At 49.6% G+C, this 21,482-nt stretch carries 26 protein-coding genes and 1 pseudogene; 17 read left to right on the forward strand and 10 right to left on the reverse strand.

Annotated elements, in window-relative coordinates; all coding sequences use genetic code 11:
• Window positions 1–20: 20 nt before the first annotated feature.
• Window positions 21–626, reverse strand: a complete 606-nt coding sequence (locus tag KNP72_RS13605; protein WP_214834001.1) for a class I SAM-dependent methyltransferase — start codon at window positions 624–626, stop codon at window positions 21–23.
• Between the two features lie 209 nt (window positions 627–835).
• Window positions 836–1,345, reverse strand: coding sequence for a glucosaminidase domain-containing protein (locus KNP72_RS13610; RefSeq protein WP_251129027.1), 510 nt, complete (start codon window positions 1,343–1,345; stop codon window positions 836–838).
• A 290-nt stretch (window positions 1,346–1,635) separates the two neighbouring features.
• Between KNP72_RS13610 and KNP72_RS13615 the strand changes: the two genes are divergently transcribed.
• Window positions 1,636–2,094 (forward strand): hypothetical protein, encoded by a 459-nt coding sequence (locus tag KNP72_RS13615; RefSeq protein WP_214834007.1) that lies wholly within the window; start codon window positions 1,636–1,638, stop codon window positions 2,092–2,094.
• A gap of 43 nt (window positions 2,095–2,137) precedes the next feature.
• On the opposite strand, the gene KNP72_RS13620 is transcribed toward KNP72_RS13615, so the two are convergent.
• Complete coding sequence (locus KNP72_RS13620) at window positions 2,138–3,631, reverse strand: MDR family MFS transporter (protein ID WP_214834010.1); 1,494 nt, start codon at window positions 3,629–3,631, stop codon at window positions 2,138–2,140.
• 154 nt (window positions 3,632–3,785) lie between these two features.
• On the opposite strand from KNP72_RS13620, the gene KNP72_RS13625 reads away from it, so the two are divergent.
• The 8 genes from KNP72_RS13625 (at window position 3,786) to KNP72_RS13660 (ending at window position 11,392) form a co-directional block, all read left to right on the forward strand.
• Complete coding sequence (locus KNP72_RS13625; protein WP_214834013.1) at window positions 3,786–4,658, forward strand: TetR/AcrR family transcriptional regulator; 873 nt, start codon at window positions 3,786–3,788, stop codon at window positions 4,656–4,658.
• Window positions 4,659–4,804: 146 nt separating this feature from the next.
• On the forward strand, window positions 4,805–5,818 hold the full coding sequence (locus KNP72_RS13630; RefSeq protein WP_214720131.1) for a LacI family DNA-binding transcriptional regulator: 1,014 nt from the start codon (window positions 4,805–4,807) through the stop codon (window positions 5,816–5,818).
• Window positions 5,819–6,016: 198 nt separating this feature from the next.
• Complete coding sequence (locus tag KNP72_RS13635) at window positions 6,017–7,327, forward strand: ABC transporter substrate-binding protein (protein WP_214716116.1); 1,311 nt, start codon at window positions 6,017–6,019, stop codon at window positions 7,325–7,327.
• A gap of 62 nt (window positions 7,328–7,389) precedes the next feature.
• Window positions 7,390–8,289: a carbohydrate ABC transporter permease gene (locus KNP72_RS13640; protein ID WP_021065310.1), complete on the forward strand. Its 900-nt coding sequence runs from the start codon at window positions 7,390–7,392 to the stop codon at window positions 8,287–8,289.
• A gap of 3 nt (window positions 8,290–8,292) precedes the next feature.
• Window positions 8,293–9,219, forward strand: a complete 927-nt coding sequence (locus tag KNP72_RS13645; protein WP_214834016.1) for a carbohydrate ABC transporter permease — start codon at window positions 8,293–8,295, stop codon at window positions 9,217–9,219.
• Window positions 9,220–9,243: 24 nt separating this feature from the next.
• Entirely contained in the window at window positions 9,244–10,596 is a 1,353-nt protein-coding gene (locus tag KNP72_RS13650) for a GH1 family beta-glucosidase (RefSeq protein WP_214834019.1), read from the forward strand.
• 101 nt (window positions 10,597–10,697) lie between these two features.
• Window positions 10,698–10,940, forward strand: coding sequence for a hypothetical protein (locus KNP72_RS13655; RefSeq protein ID WP_214834022.1), 243 nt, complete (start codon window positions 10,698–10,700; stop codon window positions 10,938–10,940).
• A 2-nt stretch (window positions 10,941–10,942) separates the two neighbouring features.
• On the forward strand, window positions 10,943–11,392 hold the full coding sequence (locus KNP72_RS13660) for a WapI family immunity protein (RefSeq protein WP_214716126.1): 450 nt from the start codon (window positions 10,943–10,945) through the stop codon (window positions 11,390–11,392).
• Between the two features lie 38 nt (window positions 11,393–11,430).
• On the opposite strand, the gene KNP72_RS13665 is transcribed toward KNP72_RS13660, so the two are convergent.
• From KNP72_RS13665 to KNP72_RS13690, 6 genes are all read right to left on the reverse strand, one after another.
• Window positions 11,431–11,580: a hypothetical protein gene (locus tag KNP72_RS13665; protein ID WP_214834025.1), complete on the reverse strand. Its 150-nt coding sequence runs from the start codon at window positions 11,578–11,580 to the stop codon at window positions 11,431–11,433.
• Between the two features lie 74 nt (window positions 11,581–11,654).
• Window positions 11,655–12,983, reverse strand: coding sequence for a PTS sugar transporter subunit IIC (locus tag KNP72_RS13670; protein ID WP_214834028.1), 1,329 nt, complete (start codon window positions 12,981–12,983; stop codon window positions 11,655–11,657).
• Window positions 12,984–12,994: 11 nt separating this feature from the next.
• Window positions 12,995–14,401 (reverse strand): GH1 family beta-glucosidase, encoded by a 1,407-nt coding sequence (locus KNP72_RS13675; RefSeq protein WP_214834051.1) that lies wholly within the window; start codon window positions 14,399–14,401, stop codon window positions 12,995–12,997.
• A 15-nt stretch (window positions 14,402–14,416) separates the two neighbouring features.
• The gene (locus KNP72_RS13680; RefSeq protein WP_034781560.1) at window positions 14,417–14,725 is read right to left on the reverse strand and encodes a PTS sugar transporter subunit IIB; all 309 of its coding nucleotides are present in this window, start codon (window positions 14,723–14,725) and stop codon (window positions 14,417–14,419) included.
• Window positions 14,722–15,069 carry a PTS lactose/cellobiose transporter subunit IIA gene (locus KNP72_RS13685; RefSeq protein ID WP_021065301.1) on the reverse strand — a complete coding sequence of 116 codons (348 nt, stop codon included), beginning with the start codon at window positions 15,067–15,069 and terminating at the stop codon, window positions 14,722–14,724. The genes KNP72_RS13680 and KNP72_RS13685 overlap by 4 nt, the downstream gene beginning before the upstream one ends.
• 152 nt (window positions 15,070–15,221) lie before the next feature.
• A complete protein-coding gene (locus tag KNP72_RS13690) occupies window positions 15,222–15,932 on the reverse strand; it encodes a GntR family transcriptional regulator (protein WP_214834031.1) in 711 nt (236 codons plus the stop codon).
• Window positions 15,933–16,570: 638 nt separating this feature from the next.
• Here KNP72_RS13690 and KNP72_RS13695 point away from each other — a divergent pair.
• The 7 genes from KNP72_RS13695 (at window position 16,571) to KNP72_RS13725 (ending at window position 20,346) form a co-directional block, all read left to right on the forward strand.
• Window positions 16,571–17,002 carry a hypothetical protein gene (locus KNP72_RS13695; RefSeq protein ID WP_214834034.1) on the forward strand — a complete coding sequence of 144 codons (432 nt, stop codon included), beginning with the start codon at window positions 16,571–16,573 and terminating at the stop codon, window positions 17,000–17,002.
• Between the two features lies 1 nt (window position 17,003).
• Window positions 17,004–17,453: a hypothetical protein gene (locus KNP72_RS13700; RefSeq protein ID WP_214824495.1), complete on the forward strand. Its 450-nt coding sequence runs from the start codon at window positions 17,004–17,006 to the stop codon at window positions 17,451–17,453.
• Window positions 17,437–17,907: a hypothetical protein gene (locus KNP72_RS13705; RefSeq protein ID WP_214756898.1), complete on the forward strand. Its 471-nt coding sequence runs from the start codon at window positions 17,437–17,439 to the stop codon at window positions 17,905–17,907. Before KNP72_RS13700 ends, KNP72_RS13705 begins: the two co-directional genes overlap by 17 nt.
• A gap of 130 nt (window positions 17,908–18,037) precedes the next feature.
• Window positions 18,038–18,547, forward strand: a complete 510-nt coding sequence (locus KNP72_RS13710) for a hypothetical protein (protein ID WP_214834037.1) — start codon at window positions 18,038–18,040, stop codon at window positions 18,545–18,547.
• On the forward strand, window positions 18,540–19,010 hold the full coding sequence (locus KNP72_RS13715; protein WP_214834039.1) for a hypothetical protein: 471 nt from the start codon (window positions 18,540–18,542) through the stop codon (window positions 19,008–19,010). The genes KNP72_RS13710 and KNP72_RS13715 overlap by 8 nt, the downstream gene beginning before the upstream one ends.
• A 35-nt stretch (window positions 19,011–19,045) precedes the next feature.
• Window positions 19,046–19,591 (forward strand): AAA family ATPase, encoded by a 546-nt coding sequence (locus KNP72_RS13720; RefSeq protein WP_214834042.1) that lies wholly within the window; start codon window positions 19,046–19,048, stop codon window positions 19,589–19,591.
• On the forward strand, window positions 19,588–20,346 hold the full coding sequence (locus tag KNP72_RS13725; protein ID WP_214834043.1) for an endonuclease/exonuclease/phosphatase family protein: 759 nt from the start codon (window positions 19,588–19,590) through the stop codon (window positions 20,344–20,346). The genes KNP72_RS13720 and KNP72_RS13725 overlap by 4 nt, the downstream gene beginning before the upstream one ends.
• 32 nt (window positions 20,347–20,378) lie before the next feature.
• On the opposite strand, the gene KNP72_RS13730 is transcribed toward KNP72_RS13725, so the two are convergent.
• Window positions 20,379–20,714 carry a hypothetical protein gene (locus tag KNP72_RS13730; protein WP_034781578.1) on the reverse strand — a complete coding sequence of 112 codons (336 nt, stop codon included), beginning with the start codon at window positions 20,712–20,714 and terminating at the stop codon, window positions 20,379–20,381.
• A gap of 412 nt (window positions 20,715–21,126) precedes the next feature.
• Here KNP72_RS13730 and KNP72_RS13735 point away from each other — a divergent pair.
• Window positions 21,127–21,482 (forward strand): annotated as a pseudogene (locus KNP72_RS13735) (glutamine--fructose-6-phosphate transaminase (isomerizing)); the annotation flags it as partial.

A 21,482-nucleotide genomic window follows, 5' to 3' on the forward strand; every position in this document is an offset into this window, starting at 1 on the left:
GACGAGTCGGTTTAACTTGTTTACGAGGTACTTACTTTTTGGCCGATATATTGCAAGACAGCCGATTCACCGTTGTGGAGTGAGCCTTCGTGTCGCTCCACGGTCCCGTCGAAAAAGTGGATCGTTTTGAATGAATCCATGAGTGTTGCGAAATCAGAGCGCGTGTAGAGCAACTCTTTTTGCTTCGGACCGCCCGTTCCGTAAGTGAGTTGCGCCTCGCTGTAGACTTCCGTCACGAAATAACCGCCGGGCTTTAGGGCACGCCCGACTCCTGCAATGACGGATTTTTTTACGTGATCTGGAAAATGTCCGTAAATACAGACGATAGCGTCATAGACATTTTCCGGCCGATCGGCCTCGGCCAAATCGACGAGACGGGTGTGAAGGGTGACCCCGCGACGTTCTGCTAACCGGTTTGCTTTGTCAAGACCGACTCGCGAGTAGTCCCACATGTCCACGGCGACTCCTTGTTCCGCGAGCCAAACCGCATTTCGTCCTTCCCCTTCTGCGATTGCGAGCACACGCATCCCCTGTTTGAACAGGTGTGCCTGTTGGTTCGCAAAGGCGTTCGGGTTTTCCCCGTACACATACTCATCCGTATTGAACCGTTTATCCCAAGTCGACATGCTTTATTCCTCCCTAACGGGCGTAGCGCGTACACGTCCTCAAGTTTGTTCTTTCAGTTTACATGAAAAAAGCATCCGGGCAGGTGCCCGAATGCCTGTTAACGTTTGAGTAGTAAAGCGACGCCGGTCACGAGAAGTGCGAGTCCGCTAAACAATCGTACTTGGTTGCAAGTCACTATCTTTCACCCCTGTAAGTCATTGTAGGTCATTCATTTTTTGGCGACGCGAAGTTTTGTCCGTTCTATCTCTTTGTAGATTGCAAGGACGTCGTTGCCATAGTTGCCTCTCGGTTGCATCGCCCACTTGCCTTGGAGGGCGGGCCATGTTGGTGCGGATGCTCGTTTCACGTAACGGAAGCGAGGGTCCACGAGCTTCATGTTCAGTTTGTCTTTCGAAGCGTATGCTTTCAGGTGCTGAATATGGGCCGTGACGCCTTGGAAAGGCGAGCGGAACGTATGGCCTTTTACCCCGTTACCGACCGTTCCGATGCCCGCATAATTATGTTGCCTCGGGAGCACGTCACCTTTGTAACTGAAGTAACCGGTCTCCTTCAATGCTTGCGCGAACGCGACATCGCCACGGACACCTTCTTTTGCACCGATGACGATGAACAGTTTGGCGAGCTCTTCGACGGTCACAGCTTGAAGCCGGACGTTTTTTGGATTTTTCTTTTTGACAAAGTCCGCCATCTGTTGAGGTGTTAATGCTGATGTTCCCATAATAGCACGATTTTCTTTTTTTGACGCAGCTGAAACGGACGGTGTCGAACTAATCAATGAAAATAGTATTAAAGTAACTCCTACCCAATAAACGACTACACGCTTCATCCTTGTTCCTCCCATAATCAACGAATAAACTATGAAAATAATACCATATATTAGGTTTATTAATTATTTCATTTCGATTAAACGGGAGGAATCATCCAAATTTATGAAGGTGAATCATGAAGCATTTCTTTTAACGAAACTAAAACCAGTTTGCTCACGTAACTAAAGACGAGGTGATGGGAATGAAGAAACAAGCACGCATGCGTTCGATTCAATCGTATCAAAAACGATGGATGCCATTGCACGTATCAGTCGTCATCGCGGTCGGGATGTCATTTGTGTTATTAGTTATAAACGAGTTTCAAACGGGTAATGGAATCGTCTTCTTAGCGGCGCTCGTCGTGTTGATTTACCTGGAATGGCGCGAGAGCCGATTCATGCAACGGTTGACAGCCGAACCGTCCGTCCAGAAGTTCATTCGTCGCACGTATCTTGGGCGCAACGCTGTCTCGCTGTTCGGAGCCATCGGGTTCTGCCTGTTATTTAAACATGGATTCCAGTCAAATCTGTTCTTATGGATGATGATTTTCTTCGGGGCGGTTGCGGGCCAAGCGGCGACGACGATGTATTACGAACGCAAGATTCGCCAGTTCGACCCGGAACATCCGAGTCGGCATGACTTGAGTTTTACAAAGAGATAAACAGAAAACAAGCCGTCCTAATCGAACAGGACGGCTTGTTTTGTTAATTCGCTTTTTTGAGTTCTTCTGCGTCTTCTTTGAAATTGAGTTTTTTAACATCGACTCGTTTCACGAAGAAGGCGAGGACGAGCGCCAAAATGTTCATGCCGAGCGCGACATAGAACGAATACTGAATCCCTGAAAGTAACGCTTGCTGCGTCAACGCACCCATCGCACTCTCGGTGAGTGTCGCTGGGTCGACGCCGGTCATAAGTGACTCGGCTTCTGTTTTCGTCACCGAGTTCATGATGGTGACGAGGACTGCCGTCCCGATCGCACCGGATACTTGTTGGGCCGTGTTGTTAATGGCCGTTCCGTGCGGGTTGAGGCTCGTCGGTAGCTGGTTGAGACCATTGGTCATGATCGGCATCATCACCATCGACATCCCGAACATGCGGAGCGTGTACGTCGTGACGATATACGTGTACGTCGAATCGAGTTGGACGTGGGCGAGCATATACGTCGAGATGGCCGTAATCGTGAGACCCGTGATAGAGAGCAACTTCGGTCCGAATTTATCAAACAGCTTGCCGGTGATCGGTGACATGATTCCCATGATGATGGCACCTGGCAACAGCATGAGCCCCGAGTCGAGCGGTGAGATGCCGCGGACGCTCTGGACGTAAGCCGGTGTCAAAATCATCCCCGAGAACATGGCGACGGCGTTGACGACCGCGATGATCGAGGCGAGCGCGAACATTGGATATTTATATGCCCGTAGGTCGAGCAGTGGTTTCTCCATGTTGAGCTGACGGATGACGAAGGCGATCAGTGCGACGAATCCGACAATCATCGTCGTCAAGACGATTGGGTTATCCCAACCATCCGAACTCGCTGAGCTGACACCATACAAGACGCCACCGAAACCGATCGTCGATAGGACGAGCGATAGATAGTCGAGCGATTGCTCTTTATTTTGCACCATGACGTTCTCGGCTTTCCAAATGGCAAGCCCGAGCCCGATGATGGCGAGCGGGAGAATCATCTCGAACAAGACGCGCCAGTCGTAGTATTCGACGATGTAACCTGAAAGCGTCGGGCCGATTGCCGGTGCTGAGATCATGACAAGTCCGAAGATTCCCATCGCCGTCCCGCGCTTCTCACGTGGGAAGCTGACGAGCATGACGTTCATAAGAAGTGGACCCATCGTGGATGCCCCGACCGCTTGAATCATCCGACCGGTAAGTAAGATACCGAAATTCGGTGAAAAGGCGGCGATGGCTGTACCGACGGCGAAAATCGCCATCGACGTGATGAAGAGGCTTCGGTTTGAGAACCGAGTGATTAAGTAAGCTGACGCTGGGACGAGGACACCCGTCACGAGCATGAAGCCCGTCGCGAGCCATTGGACCGTCGAGTAGTCGGCGATTTCTAAGTCGACCATGATCGATGGGAGCGCGACGTTCAATAATGAGTTGTTCAGGAAGGCGATGAACGCCCCTGCAAAGAGAACCGCGAGCATGAGGTACGGCGGTTTCTTTTGGAATTCTGGTTTCATACGAGTTGCTCCTTTATGTTCTGAATAGTTATATACTAGTAAGTGTCGATGTGATGATTTTATACCCGTTGTACAAATAAATCAACCATTTTGTACTGCCAGTTCAAAATGATATACTTAAGGTACAAAACAAGCAGAACGGAGCCATGATTCTATGAAAGATAAGAAACGAAAAGTCGCTGATGTCGCCATGAACCTGTTCATCGAGAACGGGGTGCAGCAGACGTCGGTTCAAGAAATTATCGAGCGGGCCAATATCTCGAAAGGGACGTTCTACAACTATTTCGCCTCGAAGACGGACTGTGTCGCCAACATTCTCGAAAACTTGCGCTATGACGCCGGCCAACGCCGAATCGAGATGCAGATGGGACGGGACAAACGGGACAAGGACGTCTTCATTGAACAGATCTCGATTTTGATTCAATTGAATGAAGAGCGGAACTTGCACGCCTTGTTCGAGTCGATCATGTCGGCGAACGAGCCAGAGTTGAAGAAGCTAGTCTTGCAACATCGCGTCTATGAGATTGAGTGGCTCGCGATGTGTTTGACTGAGATTATTGGCGAACCGATTCGTCCGTATTCGGTCGAATTGACTGTACTTTTCAATGGGATGTTACAGCATGTCATGTTCACGCTCCGCATCACGAATACGGCGTACTCGATTCAAAAGTTGGTGCGAAACTTATACGCTTACGTGGAACTGATGGCAAACCGTATGATCGAGACAGGGGAGCACATTCTAAACCCGGTCACAGTTGATCAAATGCGTGGGACGACCGATAAAAATCTCGTCACGAAAGACGAATTGATTGAGATGGCGGAACGAATTCACGCGCATGTCAAGATGACTGAAGAACAAGAGGATTTGTTTGAGGCGATTACGTATGAGTTGCACCAAGACCGGCTCCGGAAAATCGTCATCGAGCAATTGCTCAAACCGTTCCAACGTCTGTTTAAAGGCGTGACCGGGGAGACGGAAGTGCAGAAATTTACGAATCTCGTTTGGTTGTATACACGAACACACTGACGACAAAAAGTAGGTCGATGCAGTAGTATAGAAGAAACACGGTACGAAAATAAATCTCAAAATATTCCACGAAAAAGAATTGATTCCTACAAATTCTTGCGCTACAATCAAATTACCGAAAGCGCTTTCGGGAAGAGGAGACTGACATGGGTACGATTTATGATTTAGCAAAAAAAACGGGCTTTTCGATTACGACCGTCTCTAAAGCGTTGAATAACTATAAAGACGTCAGCGAAAAGACGAGAGCCAAAATATTAAAAGCCGCGGCTGAGATGGACTATCTGCCGAACGCGCACGCGCAGTCGTTATCGACGAAAAAGTCGTGGGCGATCGGGGTCATGTTCTCAGAAGCGAACGAAGTCGGAATGAAGCATCCGTTCTTCAATGGCATCATTGAAAGTTTCCGTCACGCCACCGAGGAACACGGATATGATTTAATCTTCGCCTCGCGTAACCTCCGCAACCGCGACATGAGTTACCTCGAGCACTTCAAACACCGAGCGGTCGACGGCATTGTCGTCATTTGCTCGGACCGGATGGATGAACAAGTACAAGAACTCATGCAAAGCGACATCCCGATTGTCGTGGTCGATATGGACAGCGCCAACTGTAGCGTCGTCTATTCGGACAACGCGGAAGGGGCCCGCATGGCTGTGAACTACTTGTATGAGTTAGGCCATCGCGCCATCGCACATATCGCCGGAGATTCGTCGATTGACGCTGGAGCGGCCCGGGTGAAAGGGTACGAGCTCGCCATGCAAACGCTCGACTTGCCGATTCAACCAGGATACTTGGTGAACGCCGGGTTCTTCTCGGTCGAAGAAGGCAAGCAGGCGATGGAGAAGTTGTTACAATTGGCGTCACCGCCGACTGCCGTCTTCGTCGCAGGTGACCAAATGGCCATCGGCGCGATCGAAGCCGTTCATGAACACGGTCTCCGGGTCCCAGAAGACATCTCTATCATCGGTTACGATGATATCGAGATGATCAAGTACATCACTCCGAAGCTGACAACGATTCGTCAAGATACGGACGAAATCGGAGAGGCGGCGGCCGAGCTGTTGATTGAACAGATGACGGCCAAAGAACGACGCACGGAACGACGCGTCATCCCAGTCCGCTTGATTGAACGGGCGTCATGCGCACCGATTAAAAAGTAAACAAGTCACGATGATGTTTCGAAGTCGCTCTGTTCGCTTCAGCGGATTGGAGAGAAGAGAGCGATTTCGAAAATCATTTACCTCGAATCGAAACCGCTTTCGATATTTTATTTAGTTATTTTCGAAAGCGCTTTCGATGAATTATTACTTCTCCTTGAAAACGCTTTCTAAAAACTACTTATAAAGGATGGTTCACTCATGCGTAAAAAATTAGTTAGCTTACTCTCTATCGGAGCACTATCAGTCGGCGTCTTAGGCGCGTGCTCAAACGACGAAGGATCTTCAGAAGCGACAGGCGGCAAAGACGACGTACTTAAAGTTTGGTCGTTCACGGACGAGCTTAAAGAGCCAATCAAAACATACGAAGAGAAGAACGGCGTTAAGGTTGAATTGACAATCGTTCCAATCGCGGACTATCCGACGAAACTAAAGCCGGCACTTGAAAGCGGCGTTGGGGCACCGGACGTCTTCACAGGAGAAATCGCGTTCCTTAAGCAATGGGTTGACGCAGGCTATTGGGAAAACCTTTCAGACGAGCCCTACAACGTCAATGAAATCTCAGACGACTACATCCCTTACGTCTTCGACCTTGGGAAAGATAAAGACGGCAACGTGCGCGCGCTTTCGTGGCAAACGACACCAGGTGGCGTCTACTACAAACGTAGCTTAGCAAAAGAAGTGCTCGGTACGGATGACCCGACTGAAATCGGCAACATGATGAGTTCGATGGACGGCGTCTTCGAAGTTGCTGAGAAGATGAAGCAAAAAGGCTACAAAATGTTCCCAGACGAAGGCGCGATCCGTTGGTTCTCACAAGGCGCGAACCCAGAAGCATGGGTAAACGACAACAACGAACTCGTGTTGACAGAAGACAAGATCAACTACATGGACTACGCGAAAGAACTTCGTGAGAAACAATACACGGCACTTGCTCCAGAATGGTCACCATCTTGGTTCGAAGGTATGTCGAAGCCAATCAAAGTTAAAGAAGGTGGCAAAGAGACAGAGACACAAGTCTTCTCTTACGTCCTCCCAACATGGGGTCTTCACAGCGTCTTGAAAGACAGCGCGAAAGACACAGCCGGTGACTGGGCAGTCACAAATGGCCCAAGCCCGTACTTCTGGGGCGGCACATGGCTCGGCGTATATGAAGGATCGAAAAACAAAGAAGCTGCTTACGATTTCGTTAAGCTCATGACACAAGACGAAGAGTTCTTGACTGGCTGGGCTGAAGAGACAGGCGACGTCCTCGCTTACAAGCCAGTTACCGACAAAATCAAAGACGACTTCAGCGATGAGTTCCTCGGCGGACAGAACAACTATGACTTCTTCCTCGAGCAAGCGGATGAAATCACACCAGGAATCGTCACGAAATACGACCAACAGCTCGACACGCTCTACGGCGCTTCAGTCCTTCAGTACGTAGAAGGTAAGAAGTCGAAGGAAGAAGCAATCGAAGAGTTTAAAAAACAAGCGAAGAACGCTTACCCAGACATTACAGTTGACTGAAGCAAGCTAACCCATGGGGGGATTTCCCCCCTGAAGGGTTGCTATGGAAGGAGTAACACGACGTGAAAAAACTAGACCGTTACGGCTATGCGTTTATTGCCCCATTTTGGGTCGTCTTTTTGACATTCAGTATCTACCCGGTCTTCTTGACCCTGTACTACAGTTTCACTAACTATACCGGCAGCCAAGGAGAAGAGGTCGTCGGCTTTGCGAACTACGCGCGCCTGTTGACAGACACATACTTCATCGAGGCGTTCGTCAATACGATCAAGATTTGGGGAATAAACTTTGTCTTGCAAATCGGTCTCGCACTGGCACTCGCGCTCTTGTTCTCAGATTTACGTTTGAAGTTGAAGGGCCTCGCGTTCTTCCGTTCATTCTTCTATCTTCCTAACTTGATCACAATCAGTTCGGTCGCGCTCTTGTTCGGAATCTTGCTCGACTGGCAGCATGGATCACTCAACATGATGCTCTTAAAACTTGGTATCATCTCTGACCCGATCAATTGGTTATCGCAACCGGTGACGGCACAACTGTCCGTCTCGCTCATTTTGACATGGATGTGGTTCGGTCACTCGTTCATCATCGTCATGGCCGGTGTATCGGGGATTTCACAAGACTTCTTCGAAGCCGCCCATATCGATGGCGCGAACCGTTGGCAGATGTTCACGAACGTCACGGTCCCATTACTCAAACCGATTCTTTTGTACATCATGATCACGTCGCTCATCGGTGGTCTTCAACTGTTCGATCTTCCGCTCTTATTGACGGATGGAATCGGCGCACCAGATGGCTCACTGAACACGATGGTTCTCTACTTGTACAACCAAGCATTCAAGTATAACAACTATGGCTATGCGGCAGCGGTCGCTTACGGCTTGTTCTTGATCACACTCGTCTTCTCGGCGATCGTCTTCAAAGGTATGTTCCGTAAAGAACGCGCTGCGCAGAAGGGAGCATAAGCAATGGAACAAAATGCAGAATCACGGCGTATGCTCGCCGACAGCGAAGTTCAGCCGCCGCGCGAGGAGAAATCGCTTCGCGTGGAACCGCCAGTAAAGAAGCAGAAAAAGAAATGGTTTAGCCGTGGCTTGATTTACACGGGCTTGATTGTCTTGACGATTGTCTGTTTTATCCCGTTCTTGATGATGCTCATCAACGCCACACGGACGAACGGTGAAATCATGTCTGGTTTCTCGCTCATCCCTGGATCGGCGCTCGTCGAAAACTATGCGATTTTGAGCGACTATATCAACATCTGGACCGGCTTTAAAAACAGTTTGATCGTCGCGGTGCTCGTGACGTTGCTCTCTGGTTACTTCTCAGCCATGACAGCGTTCGGATTCGCCTTCTATAACTTCAAAGGAAAAAACGTGATGTTCATCTTCATGCTCGTCATGATGATGGTCCCAGGGCAACTTGGACTCATCGGGTTCTACGAGATTTCGAAGACGCTCGGGATTCTCGATTCGTTCATCCCGCTCATCATCCCGTCAATCGCCAGTCCGTTCGTCGTCTTCTTCATCCGCCAGTACACACAAGCGACGCTGCACGTCAGTATGATTGAAGCGGCGCGCATCGATGGAGCGAGCGAACTGCGCATCTTCCATACGATTGCGCTCCCGATGATGATGCCGGCCGTCGCGACGATGTCAATCTTTACGTTCATCGGCTCATGGAACAACTACTTGATGCCGCTCGTGCTCTTGTTCTCACCTGAGAAGTACACGTTGCCGGTCCTCATGGGCTTCTTGAAAGGTTCGCAAGTCGCCGAGAACCTCGGTGCCCTTTACCTCGGTATCGCCATTTCGGTCGTGCCGATCATGATCGCCTTCTTGTTCTTGTCGAAATACATCGTCAGCAGTATCTCGGCTGGTGCGGTCAAAGAATAACTAGAGAGAAAAGAGGAATTGACTATGCAGTTTAACAAAGACTTCGTCTTCGGGACCGCGACTTCGTCGTATCAGATTGAAGGCGCGCATAACGAGGACGGGCGCACTCCGTCGATTTGGGACATGTTCTGCGACATCGACGGACGTGTGTTCGAGAAGCATAACGGTGACGTCGCCTGCGACCACTACCACCGCTTCGAAGAAGACATCCAGCATATCAAACAGCTCGGTGTCGACACGTATCGCTTCTCGATCGCATGGCCACGCATCTTCCCGGCGAAGGGTGAGTTCAACCCGGCTGGGATGGCGTTCTACAAGACGCTTGCGACACGCCTCCGTGAGGAAGGCATCAAGCCGACCGTCACGCTCTACCACTGGGATCTCCCGATGTGGGCCCACAATGAAGGTGGCTGGGTGAACCGCGACTCGGTCGACTGGTTCCTTGACTACGCCAAAGTGTGTTTCGATGAACTCGACGGCATCGTCGACTCGTGGATCACGCACAATGAGCCATGGTGTGCCGGATTCCTCGGCTATCACGTCGGTGTCCACGCACCGGGACATCACGACATGAACGAAGCGGTCCGCGCTGTGCACCATATGCTGCTCTCGCACGGAAAAGCGGTCGAACTGTTGAAGAACGAGTTGAAGTCGACGACGCCAATCGGCATCACGCTCAACTTGTCACCGGTCTATGCGAAGACGGACTCGGTCAACGACCGTCTCGCCCAAAACAACTCAGACGGTTACTCGAATCGCTGGTTCCTCGATCCAGTATTCAAAGGTCAATATCCGGTAGACATGATGAACTTGTTTGCGAAATACGTTCACACGTACGATTTCATCAAACCAGGTGACATGGAGACGATCTCGACAGAGTGCGACTTCTTCGGTATCAACTTCTACAGCCGCGGACTCGTTGAGTTCAGCGCTGCGAACGACTTCATGACGGTGGCTGCGTACTCCGATTACGACAAGACGGGCATGGGCTGGGATATCGCCCCGAACGAATTCAAAGACCTGATCCGTCGCTTACGTAACGAGTACACTGACCTTCCAATCATCATCACCGAGAACGGCGCCGCCTACGACGACGTGCTTGAGAACGGCGAAGTCCATGACGATAAACGGATCGACTACGTCCAAAAGCACCTCACAGCCGTATCTGACTTGAACGATGAAGGCATGAACATCGCTGGCTACTATCTTTGGTCCTTGATGGACAACTTCGAATGGAGCTTCGGTTATGAGAAGCGTTTCGGCATTCTCTACATCGACTTCGACACGCAAGAGCGCGTCTGGAAAGACAGCGCAAAATGGTACGCCGGTGTCATCGCGGACCATAAAGCCAAACACGCGGATAGCGTCGAGGCGTAAGACGAATCCATCCCTGCCGCTACAGGGATGGATTTTTTGTGTGGAACGTATTCGGTCAGGGAACGTATAGAAGAGGGCAACAAATGAAAGGGGCCGTTCAAATGAAACGCGAGTATGCGACGTACGAAGTGACAGGGTATGACGACAAAGGAAAGATCAAGTTCATACATTTGAAAGAAGGCGAGTTCATCCTGCCAGTCGAAATTCGAGGAAGTGACTTGACGAAAATCAAGAAGATGATGGAGCTCAACCCTGGGGTGACGGTCATCGTCCATGCGTCCGTCGATCAGAAACGGATGCGTCTGCAGGAGATTGACGGTTATTCACTTAGGAAGGACGGATAACGATGCCCATTGCTAAATTGATGTCACGAGACGAGTCGTGTGATGTGACAATCGAGAGTTATGCGTATGCCTATCCGGACGCCGACAACATCCATGATGCGGCCTGGCATCGTAATTGGGTCGGGCTCCATACGCCGGACCATCGCATTACGTTCGATGACGTCATGCTCGACAGTCTGCTCGTGGCTCACTACATACCAATGTTCGAGTCATTCGTAGCGGGCGACGTATCCGAAGTCGATTTTGAGCCGACCGAACCATTCGTCAGCTTGACGGTGACGAGAAGAGACGGAGATGGGGATGAGGTCACGGTAAAGGGGTATCTCGAGCATCCGCTTGAAGGTGAGTCTGAGGAGCTTGCGTTCACGTTTGAGACGTCTGTGAGCAATGTGACGCGTTTTTTGGAAGGGTTACAGGCAATCGCCGACGCATATCCGATTCGAGATCTGTAATCGAAAGCAGCCAGCACTACGAATAGGCTGGCTGCTTGTTAATGAATGATTTCTTTTCTAGCTTGAAAGCCAGCTGCGAACAGAAAGATGACTCCAAGAACGAACGGGATGACAGACTCTAGGGCGATGCCGGCAAGGAACGAGGCGCTCATTAATAAGCAGAACGCGACCGTATAATTTCGTTTCATCTATATACCAACTCTCATACTCATTTTCCTAAATATAACAGCCCTTCTCATCGCTGAGAAGGGCTGTCTTGGGCTTAGGCTGACGCTTTGTCTGCGTCTTCTTGTGCTTTCAACTCTTCACCGTACGAGACGCGGTCTTGCATGCGGACGAACGGGAGGTAGACGGCTACGGCCATAGCAATCGTTGCAATCTGCAAGAGCGCTGCACGCCATCCGCCGATCAAGAAACCAGAGATGATCGGTGGTGTTGTCCATGGCACTTGAAGTGCGTTGAACGGATCGACCCAGCCCCAAAGGATTGAGAAGTACACCATGAACGATGCGATCGCAGGTACGATGACGAACGGTACGAACATGATCGGGTTGAACACGATCGGCATCCCGAAGATGACCGGCTCGTTGATGTTGAAGAGACTTGGTGCAAGCGAGAGCTTGCCGAGTTGCTTCAAGTGAGCCGAGCGGGCGACGATGAGTGTTGCGATAATGAACCCGATTGTGATTCCTGATCCACCGAGCTTCGTGAAGACGTCGAGGAACTGGATGGTAACGATTTTCGCGTTCTCACCGGCAACGAGTGTTTCACCCGCATCGAGAAGTGCTTGGTTTTGAAGCGCGTTTGCTGTAAGAAGTGGTCCCATAATCCCCATGAGGATGGCAGCACCGTGAATTCCACACCACCACATGACTGACATGAGCACCATGATGATAACGGCTCCGGCAAGTGTGTCTGTCAAGTTTTGAAGTGGTGCTTGAAGCACGTCATAGACGACTTCTGTGAACGTACGATCAGCAACCGCTTGAAAAATCGCAAATGTCGCGACCGCAAGTGTGATAATCGCAAGACCAGGAACGAGTGCTGAGAATGAGTTCGATACGCCTGGTGGAACACCGTCAGGCATTTTGATGCTGATGCCGCGTTTGATGAACTGCGAATAAATGAATCCAACGACCAATCCGACGACGATGGCAGCGAGGACACCTTGTCCGCCTGTCCATACTTTCGGGATGACTCCGCCGACTGTTTCTCCACCTTCAGAGAGGACAGACGCTTGCGTGATGATCAAGAACGAGATGATTCCGAGGATACCAGCTGGTACACCTTCGATTTTTTCGTTTTTAACATACGAGTAAGCGATTCCGAATACACCGATTAAAGCGAGAATGTCGAACGTCGCACCGACGACTTGCGTGAGTGGGAGCGTCCAATCGGTTCCGAACAATCCTGACATGAAGTCAGCCCAACCTGGAATTGGGAGCGCAAGGATGAGCAAGAACAATGATCCGATGATCGTCATCGGCATCGTCAGGATGAACCCGTCCTTAATAGCAAGGACGGGCTTGGCGTTCGCGAAACGAACGAACCCTGGCGTGAATTTTTCAAATACGGTTTCTAAGCGGCTCATGGGGAACCTCCTTATAGGTTTTCAGCGCGAGTAACGATAATGTCTTTGTACCAGTAGAACGATTTTTTCTTCTTACGAGCAAGCCCGTTGGCGTGGTCAACATAGATGAAGCCATATTGCTTCTTATATCCGTTGAGCCAGCTGAGAAGATCGATGGCCGACCAAGCGTAGTAACCTGCGACGTTGACACCCTGTTCGACAGCGTGTTTCACGGCGCGGATATGACCTTCGATGTATTCGATGCGAGCGTCGTCGACGATTTCTCCGTCCACGATCGGGTCGACATCACCGAGACCGTTCTCTGTGATGTAGATTTTCACATCGCCGTAACGATCTTTGAGCATGTGCATGCCGTCAAGGAACGCTTCCGGTGAGATTTCCCAAGCCCATTTCGTGTAGACCTTGTCATCCATCATGACCGTCTTATAGACGCCATCGAATGATGGGTTACCCGGGCGGCCTGTCGAGTTCTCACGGCCACCGGCCATGACGAGCGCCGAGTCATTTTTCATAACGCGTTGCGGGCTGTAGTAGTTGAGGCCGATAAAGTCGTTCATCGAAGCCGTGCGCTTCAAGAGGTCGAGCTCTTCGTCTGTCATTTCAGGGAGAAGGCCTTGCTCTTCGAGTCCTTTCACGACGTATGCTGGGTATTCACCTTTCAAGATTGGGTCATAGAACCAATGCGTCGAGTAAGCGTTCGCGTGCATTTCGGCGAACTTGTTCTCTTCGGCGTCATCGATGCTGAACGCTGGGTTGAACACGTGTGTGATTCCGATTTCGCCTTCATAACCGTTTTGTTTGAACAACTCGACGGCACGAGCGTGAGCGACGAAGACGTGGTGTGTCGTTTGGAAGTAACCTTTGACGTCGCCTTCGATGCCGGGCGGGTGTGCCCCAGTCAAGTAGCCGAGCGAGCAGAAGATGACCGCTTCGTTGAACGTGATCCAGTGACGGACACGGTCGCCGAACGATTGGAAGCAAGTATCGGCGAAACGGACGAATGCGTCAACCGTCTCTGGATTTTTCCAGCCGCCTTTTTCTTCAAGCGCTTGCGGGAGGTCCCAGTGGTAGAGTGTCACGAATGGGACGATGTTGTGCTTCAAGCACTCGTCAATCAAGTTGTTGTAAAACTCGAGTCCTTTTTCGTTCACCTCACCTGTGCCGTTCGGGAAGACGCGCGGCCATGAGATCGAGAAACGGTATGATTCGAGTCCCATCTCCGCCATGAGTGCGATGTCTTCTTTATAACGGTGGTAATGGTCGACTGCGACGTCGCCGTTCGTATCTTTAAATGTTTTTCCAGGAATTTTCGAGAAGACGTCCCAGTTTGAGAGTCCTTTCCCGTCCTCGTTCCATGCACCTTCGACTTGGTAAGAAGCCGATGCGGCGCCGAACAAGAAATTGTTTGGCATTTTCAAAGTGGTCACCTCAGTTTATTTATTCGCGAGTTTTAACGCGTGGTCTAATACTTTCGTTCCGTTCATCATGCCGTAGTCGACTGTGTTGATGACGTCGATTGGAACGCCCTTCGGCTCACAGATTTGTTTACCTTTCGAGAGCAAGTATTTTACTTGTGGTCCGAGAAGCGCGACGTCGAGGTTGTCCACGTACGTTTCCATTTCTGACTCTGGGTAAGCTGCGATTTCAGCATCGATTCCTCGCTCAGCGGCAACCGCTTTCATTTTTTCTACTAACATACTTGTTGACATACCTGCTGCACAGAAAAGTCCGATTTTCATCATTTTTGATCCATTCCTTTCAATTGGTTGATTTCGTTTTGCATGTTCATCATATAGCCGAGCATCTCTTTGACGAGGATTGTGTTCATTAAGTGGTCTTGCGCGTGCACCATGAGGACGCCGACTGTAGCCGTTTTCCCTTGTGCTTCGAGTGTGACGAATTTCGTCTGGATGGCGTGTGCTTCTTTCAATGTCGCGTCACCAGCTTTGACCGCTTCAGCCGCTTCCTCTGCTTTGCCTTCTTGCATCAAGAGCATCGCGTGATGGTAGCTCGCTTTGGCGTCGCCTGAAAGAGCGATTAAACCGAAAATATCTTCGGGTGTAATTTCGATTGTTTCAGAAACCATAGTATCTCTCCTTTTTGTATGGATAACCAAAATTCATAGGTACAAATTATACAAATTGATAGTAGCACGAGACCGCTTACATGTAAACCCTTTCTTTTCGTCCGGAATGTGAACATAAAAAAACGCACACGAGAACAATCTCTCGAATGCGTTTAGGACTTGATGTTAGAGACTTTGAGCATCTTCACATGGCGGAAATGATGTGTCGAGCGCGATACGTCGAAGATTTGACCGTTCGTCAAATAGACGGTGTTGTCGACGAGGAGGGCCGGGTCGTTCTCTTTCAGTCCGAGCAGTGTCGCGTCTTCTGCGTTCAAAAAATCGGCGTAAATGACACGGTCGGCAAAACCGATGGCGAGTTTTTGGTCGTTGCGGAAGTAGTTGTAGATCGACTTCTCGGTGATGTTCCGGTCGAGATAGACGACGAGATCTTTCCGGAAATACGAATCCTCGACCGAGAACGGATGGTCATCGACGAGCCGGAGACGTTTGACGTAGTAGACGGGTGTCCCGACGTTGCACTTCATCCGTTCGGCGACTTCGTCGTTCGCTGTCGTCAATTCGAAATCAAGGACTTGCGTTTCGACTTTCCGTCCACTGAAGTCGCTCGTAAGACCTTGCAACTTCTCGAGGTTCACGTAATCGCTCATATAATGGTCACGGACGAAGACGCCGCTCCCTTGCACTTGATAGACGTAGCCTTTGTTGACGAGAATCTCGATTGCTTTTCGGACCGTGTTGCGGCTGACGCCGTACTTGGTGGCGTATTCGTCCTCGGTGAGGAGCTTGTTCGTATGTTGATAGACGTGATTCATAATATCCGTCTCAATCTGTTCGGCGACTTGTTTATACTTTGGGGACATCAGGGTCTGCACCTTTCACATGAAAATTTGTAGGTATGAATACGCTATCAGTATATCAGAAATTGAATCAGGGTGGCGGACAATCCTTTAGCAATTGTTGAAAAAAGTCGAACGATTCATTGCGAGAATATTTGGAAAATATGAAACAATTAGAGGATAGGGCACGTATCAGTAAGATAAGGATTGTAATGAAAGGGTGTGCCTTAAGTGAAAGAGACACGTTGGTATATGGAGGAGGACACATGGGGGAAGTCACCTCTTCGCATAAGCTATGCTTCCCTTGCGTTCGCATTTATGGCGCTCGCTATATCCTTCTTCGGAAGTTATTTATGGTTGACCATTCCGCTTGTCGTGATTGGGATCGCCATGATTGTGTTGGGTGTGAAAACGTATCGAATGCGGCGTGCGCATATAAGCGAACAAGATTTAGTGCGCTTACTTAAGTGGGATTTCGTATATGATTTGGTGAACTCGACGATTCTCATTTCAATAACCGTAGCGCTCCTCTTCTTGCAATATGACAGTTTGACGATATTCATTGTACTGCTCCTATGGGTAGTGTTCGGTCGATCATTCCAGAAGCAGTTAAGTGAACGTCTCCCATTGTTAGAGCAATCAGAGAAGGAACGACACAAGCGATGAATGAGCGGATGACACAAGAGAGGGCATGGAACCGACTTTTTGATCAATGGATTTTTGGTCTTTTTGGAACATTTTTCGTCCTGATGCTACCGATTGATTTGTGGATGGATGACCTCAAGTGGGGCGCCCTGTACATCGCGTTTACACTCATTCCACTCAATATTTTATATATGAAACGTTATCGTATGCGCCTAACATTCCACCCAGAATTGAAGGGATTGTATAGACGCCAACTTGCGCGAGACGGCGTGAACAGTGTCGCTTTTTTTCTCGCGTTAAATCATCAACTTTTGTTCACGGCAAACGTGACTTATGTGTGGGTCACGGCCTTCATCGGAGGGGCCGTACTATGGACGTGGTGGAACGTTGAAATGCAAACGAAACGTCATGATGTAGAGTATAAACATTTAGACAAGGAGGCGATCTAAGATGGAACGAGATGTGAAATGGATTCAACAGATGCGGCGATATAGTGTTCCGGTGTTGATACTATATGTCACAGCCGTCATCGTCGCCCTCTTGCTGGAGAAAATGTGGCTCATTCCCATCATGGGTTCGGTCTCTTTCATAATCATCGCGACAGGCTATAAAGAAATGCGCATCATGTGGAGGATGACGGAGCATCCTAAGGCTCATCGAATCCTTATTCTCCAATACGTGTTTGAACTGATGGACGCGTTTTTGTTGACGACACTCATGGTGACGCTGCTGACAGCGGAAGATCTCGGTCTCTTGATCGGTCTCTTTTTTGGGATATGGGGAGCCTTGAGTCCGATTCGGCAGAAGTGGTTTGTCAAAAAACTCAAACAGGTCGAACCAGAAATGCCGACGTATGAGGAAGTGATTGAAGGGAAGGTCCCAAATGGATCGTCAATTTGATATCTCGTTAGAACGTGCCAAACAATTCGAACGGCTCTTTGGCTGGCCGATCCTATTCATTTTCCTGATCTCGTTAGTCGTTATGTTATGGACACAGGCGACGTGGGTCATCCCAGTCATGTTAGTCGTATCTATGGGAATGGCCTATAAAGGATACATGGAATATCGAGTCGTACGTCATTTTGCCGAACATCAAGCTGTCGTGCAGGTGTTACGTTACCGACTCATTGACTGCTGGATTAGAGCCGCTTCATTATTTGCGCTGTTCATTCCGCTGTACGTAAACGAGGGTGCCTTTATTTTAACTGGCGGCGTAGTCGCCCTTTGGAATTTAACAGGATCTTATCGGGAGAAAAAATGGAAACAACGAATCGAGCTGCATCAACCGCAGTTGCTAACCTATTCAGATATATTGGAAAAAGAGAAAGACTCATGGAATTATCGCCAAAAATAAAATTACAAATCAATACGATTTTAAAAAAGTAGAAGTTGGTAAAACGGTTCGAATTTGTCATTTAGCAAAAAACACGGCGTGTGATTCGATAATGCCGGCATATGATGAAATACTCGAAAGGATGAGTTGAATGGAACTATCACCACAATCAAAACAACAAATTGATACGATTCTTCGATTTGAAAAGTGGACCGGTTGGGGTTTTGGCATCCTGGCTGTTTCTGCAATCATTGGGATGCTCGTTTACGCATCGTACTGGGAGATGCCCGATTCGTTCTTTCTATTGTTCTTAGTAGCGATTTTCGCTATGTTGATTAGCATTGAAACGACTCGATTCCTCATGTGGCTCCGGTTCGTGAAAAACGAAAAAGCACGAAAGCTGCTCACGCTGCGGTACACGGTTTATTTGATTGGGTTTAGCGCGATCGGATACTACGGGGTCGTCGTATTTTATGAGACGACACAACCACAAACGTTCCAGGCATTTTTGTTGTCACAAGCCTTTTTCTGGGGAGCAGCCTTTTTCGGGAGATGGCTCGACCGCATCATCCAAAAGCATGACGGTCATTATTTGACGGGAGAGGATTTGAAACTGATTCGGGAAGCCCGTGAGATCGAGAAGGAACGAAAGCATGGATAAGCGCAGCCAAATGCGAGAATTGACGGCGTTCGATCAGAGAAAGCATTCCACACAAGTGTTCTTGTCAGCGGTGTTGGCCGCACTTCTATTTTTCTCATTAGAGTATAATTGGCTCTCACCAATGACAGTCATATTTCTCAGTGTCGCAGCGGGTCTTCCTGATTTTCGTAAGATGTGGCAACGCGAGAACATCAAAAAGCAGTTTTTGAAGTCGGATGCAGCAAAGCGGCTCATCCATCTCAACTCCATCTTTGGGCTCGTGACGCTACCATTATTCCTAGTGTGGGTTTACGCATTGCTCACGGATTTGATTACACTCCAATCGTTCGCTTTGCTTGGGCTAGGAGCATACGCGCTCGCTATTCTTGAGCATCGTCTGTATGAGCGTCACATGGCTCAGCTCGACGAACACTACGTCACGGAAGCCGAATTGAGAGAAGAGCAAAAGTGGGGGAGCGCTTAGGCGCTTCCTTTTACATGTTGAAGGGGGAACAATTGATGAAGCAGAAGGTATGGATTATCTCGGGCCCGGCTGGTGTCGGGAAGTCGACGACGGCGAGACGGTTCGCTCAAGACATGGAGAAGAGTGCATATGTGTCTGGTGACGACATCAGTCATATGACGGTGTCCGGTCGTGAAAGGCCATGGGAATCGGAGCGGGCGAACGACCTGGTATGGAAGAACATCGTATCTTTAACCGATAATTTTCTTGAAGCGGGATATGATGTCGTCGTGGACTGGGTCGCCTTTTGGCAAGACGTGAAGCGCTACACGGCGCACTGGATTGAACAAGGTGTCGAAGTGCGCTACGTCATCTTATGGGCGGAGCAAGACGTTCACGTCCAACGTGATCAACACCGGCCGAGCGATGCGCAGATGGGGGAGCGGGTCATCCTATTGCGGAACGAGTTTCTAAGCTCGGGTGCACCGGACCGTTACTATTTAGACAACACGGTCGGTGAGTTGAGCGAAACGATTCAACAGCTTCAAGAAAGCGAACAATTCGTGCTGACAGATTTGCAACAAAGTGGAGCCAGTACATGAGGATTGCGACGTTCAACCTCTGGAACAATCCGACATTATGGTCCGAACGGATCGAGTCCATCTGTGCCACAGTGAAGATGATTGACGCCGATGTGCTGGCGTTTCAAGAAGTCAAAACGTATGTGGAAGGGGAGCAAGGCATCAGTGTGGCCGAGCAGATCGCCAACGAAACGGGCTATCCGTTTTGCGTATTTCTCGCCTATCCGGACTCACCCGATGAAGGGCTCGCTATCTTAAGTAATATTCCGCTCGATACGAATGATGCGATTTGGCACCACGAGGTAGAAGAAGCGAACTACTGTGCGATGCGGGTGACGTTTCAAGCAGGAGGTCACGCGTTCGGATTGACGAACGTCCATTTGAATTGGAGGTCGCCGGTCATTCGGGAAGCACAAGTGCAGGCTGTCCGCGAGTGGATCGGTGAGGGAGAACGTTACGAGCTATTATGTGGTGACTTCAATGACAATCCACAGTCGGAGATTTATCGTGATTTGACCGCAAATCGTTGGATCGATGTCGCCACATGTCATCGTGGTGGGGATGAGCCGACGCTGGATTATGTACACAACCCGTATTTGAAGCAGGATTCTTTGCAGAAACAACCAACACGCTACGATTGGATGTTATTGCGTCACGACGAAGGGAACGTCCCGCTCATCTCGAGCGTGGACGTGTTTGGGAAGACTCCTGTCACGAATGCTGGAGTGTTGCCGAGTGATCATTATGGGGTCCTACTCGACCTCGACACAATTTAAAAACGGGGGAGCGCTTGAGCGCTGCCCCGTTTTCATTTGAACGTTCGGATGATGAAGTAGAGGCAGATGAGGAACGGAATCAAGAAGAAACTCCCAATCCACTCGCCTTGTCCGAATAGAAGCCAAGCGAAGAGCTGAAACGATAAGACACCGCCGGCAGCAAGTCCGGCAAAGCGATACGCTTTCGGACGAAGCGACGGGTCGTCCCACCATTCTTTAAAGAACGGGAAGCTGAACAAGAGTGCGAGCGCCAAGAAAAAGGCGGCTGGAAACACGAGAAAATCGCCAAGTTCACTCTGTCCTTCAATTTGCAGCCATTTGGATGCGGTTGATAAGATGATGCCGATGACGAGAAAGACGATATTCATGGCCATTCCTCCACTTCATCTAATAGATACCTTTATCATGCCCGAACGAGGTCGATGGGACAAGCCTGTAAAAGAAGTGGCTTTTTAGTGAAAGTGGTGACTTTTGCATGAACAGTAAAAAAGTATTGAAGCGCGTTGTGACAAAATCGCTATTCGTTTACATCTAGAACCGCTAGCATGAAAGGGTATCTGGAGAAACGGCCAGCTATGAAGGAAAAGCGCCAGAACTCTGCGGAGTTGACGAGGTGGGGGTAATCGATGTTTCGGCGGATGCCTCCTAGTCGCCTGTCACGACTACAAGTGTTCTTTTAAAACGTTCGGGTGACCGGACGGACAACGATGAACACGTTGACAGCACTCTAAAAAGTCCGTTTCCTTTTTCGAGAAATCGAAGATAAAGGGAGATTTTTGTATGTGTGGAATTGTAGGGATGATTGGTCAAGTCGGAACGAAAGAGATTTTATTGAAAGGGTTGGAGAAGCTCGAGTATCGAGGCTATGACTCAGCTGGAATCGCGCTCGTCGGTGATGATGTCCATGTGTTCAAAGAAGTCGGTCGCATCGCCGCACTTCGTGACATCGTACCGGTCGAAGCGGAAGGCGCCATCGGCATCGGTCACACACGATGGGCAACACACGGCGTGCCGAGCGTCCCGAACGCCCACCCGCACCAGAGCACAACGGGCCGCTTCACGCTCGTCCACAACGGTGTCATCGAGAACGACGAACAGATCAAGGCGACACTCGACGTGCCGTTCCTCTCGGAGAC

It is taken from the genome of Exiguobacterium sp. s152 (assembly GCF_018618335.1).
GTDB lineage: Bacteria > Bacillota > Bacilli > Exiguobacteriales > Exiguobacteriaceae > Exiguobacterium > Exiguobacterium chiriqhucha.

What these genes read in the sequence shown, in the direction of transcription:
- KNP72_RS13695 (WP_214834034.1), top strand. Translation starts at nt 16,571, where the DNA reads ATGAATGAGCGGATGACACAAGAGAGGGCATGGAACCGACTTTTTGAT.
- KNP72_RS13630 (WP_214720131.1), top strand. Translation starts at nt 4,805, where the DNA reads ATGGGTACGATTTATGATTTAGCAAAAAAAACGGGCTTTTCGATTACG.
- KNP72_RS13645 (WP_214834016.1), top strand. Translation starts at nt 8,293, where the DNA reads ATGGAACAAAATGCAGAATCACGGCGTATGCTCGCCGACAGCGAAGTT.
- KNP72_RS13680 (WP_034781560.1), bottom strand. Translation starts at nt 14,725, where the DNA reads ATGATGAAAATCGGACTTTTCTGTGCAGCAGGTATGTCAACAAGTATG.
- KNP72_RS13625 (WP_214834013.1), top strand. Translation starts at nt 3,786, where the DNA reads ATGAAAGATAAGAAACGAAAAGTCGCTGATGTCGCCATGAACCTGTTC.
- KNP72_RS13730 (WP_034781578.1), bottom strand. Translation starts at nt 20,714, where the DNA reads ATGAATATCGTCTTTCTCGTCATCGGCATCATCTTATCAACCGCATCC.
- KNP72_RS13605 (WP_214834001.1), bottom strand. Translation starts at nt 626, where the DNA reads ATGTCGACTTGGGATAAACGGTTCAATACGGATGAGTATGTGTACGGG.
- KNP72_RS13700 (WP_214824495.1), top strand. Translation starts at nt 17,004, where the DNA reads ATGGAACGAGATGTGAAATGGATTCAACAGATGCGGCGATATAGTGTT.
- KNP72_RS13635 (WP_214716116.1), top strand. Translation starts at nt 6,017, where the DNA reads ATGCGTAAAAAATTAGTTAGCTTACTCTCTATCGGAGCACTATCAGTC.
- KNP72_RS13720 (WP_214834042.1), top strand. Translation starts at nt 19,046, where the DNA reads ATGAAGCAGAAGGTATGGATTATCTCGGGCCCGGCTGGTGTCGGGAAG.
- KNP72_RS13610 (WP_251129027.1), bottom strand. Translation starts at nt 1,345, where the DNA reads ATGGGAACATCAGCATTAACACCTCAACAGATGGCGGACTTTGTCAAA.
- KNP72_RS13655 (WP_214834022.1), top strand. Translation starts at nt 10,698, where the DNA reads ATGAAACGCGAGTATGCGACGTACGAAGTGACAGGGTATGACGACAAA.
- KNP72_RS13670 (WP_214834028.1), bottom strand. Translation starts at nt 12,983, where the DNA reads ATGAGCCGCTTAGAAACCGTATTTGAAAAATTCACGCCAGGGTTCGTT.
- KNP72_RS13710 (WP_214834037.1), top strand. Translation starts at nt 18,038, where the DNA reads ATGGAACTATCACCACAATCAAAACAACAAATTGATACGATTCTTCGA.
- KNP72_RS13660 (WP_214716126.1), top strand. Translation starts at nt 10,943, where the DNA reads ATGCCCATTGCTAAATTGATGTCACGAGACGAGTCGTGTGATGTGACA.
- KNP72_RS13690 (WP_214834031.1), bottom strand. Translation starts at nt 15,932, where the DNA reads ATGTCCCCAAAGTATAAACAAGTCGCCGAACAGATTGAGACGGATATT.
- KNP72_RS13620 (WP_214834010.1), bottom strand. Translation starts at nt 3,631, where the DNA reads ATGAAACCAGAATTCCAAAAGAAACCGCCGTACCTCATGCTCGCGGTT.
- KNP72_RS13665 (WP_214834025.1), bottom strand. Translation starts at nt 11,580, where the DNA reads ATGAAACGAAATTATACGGTCGCGTTCTGCTTATTAATGAGCGCCTCG.
- KNP72_RS13650 (WP_214834019.1), top strand. Translation starts at nt 9,244, where the DNA reads ATGCAGTTTAACAAAGACTTCGTCTTCGGGACCGCGACTTCGTCGTAT.
- KNP72_RS13725 (WP_214834043.1), top strand. Translation starts at nt 19,588, where the DNA reads ATGAGGATTGCGACGTTCAACCTCTGGAACAATCCGACATTATGGTCC.
- KNP72_RS13705 (WP_214756898.1), top strand. Translation starts at nt 17,437, where the DNA reads ATGGATCGTCAATTTGATATCTCGTTAGAACGTGCCAAACAATTCGAA.
- KNP72_RS13615 (WP_214834007.1), top strand. Translation starts at nt 1,636, where the DNA reads ATGAAGAAACAAGCACGCATGCGTTCGATTCAATCGTATCAAAAACGA.
- KNP72_RS13685 (WP_021065301.1), bottom strand. Translation starts at nt 15,069, where the DNA reads ATGGTTTCTGAAACAATCGAAATTACACCCGAAGATATTTTCGGTTTA.
- KNP72_RS13715 (WP_214834039.1), top strand. Translation starts at nt 18,540, where the DNA reads ATGGATAAGCGCAGCCAAATGCGAGAATTGACGGCGTTCGATCAGAGA.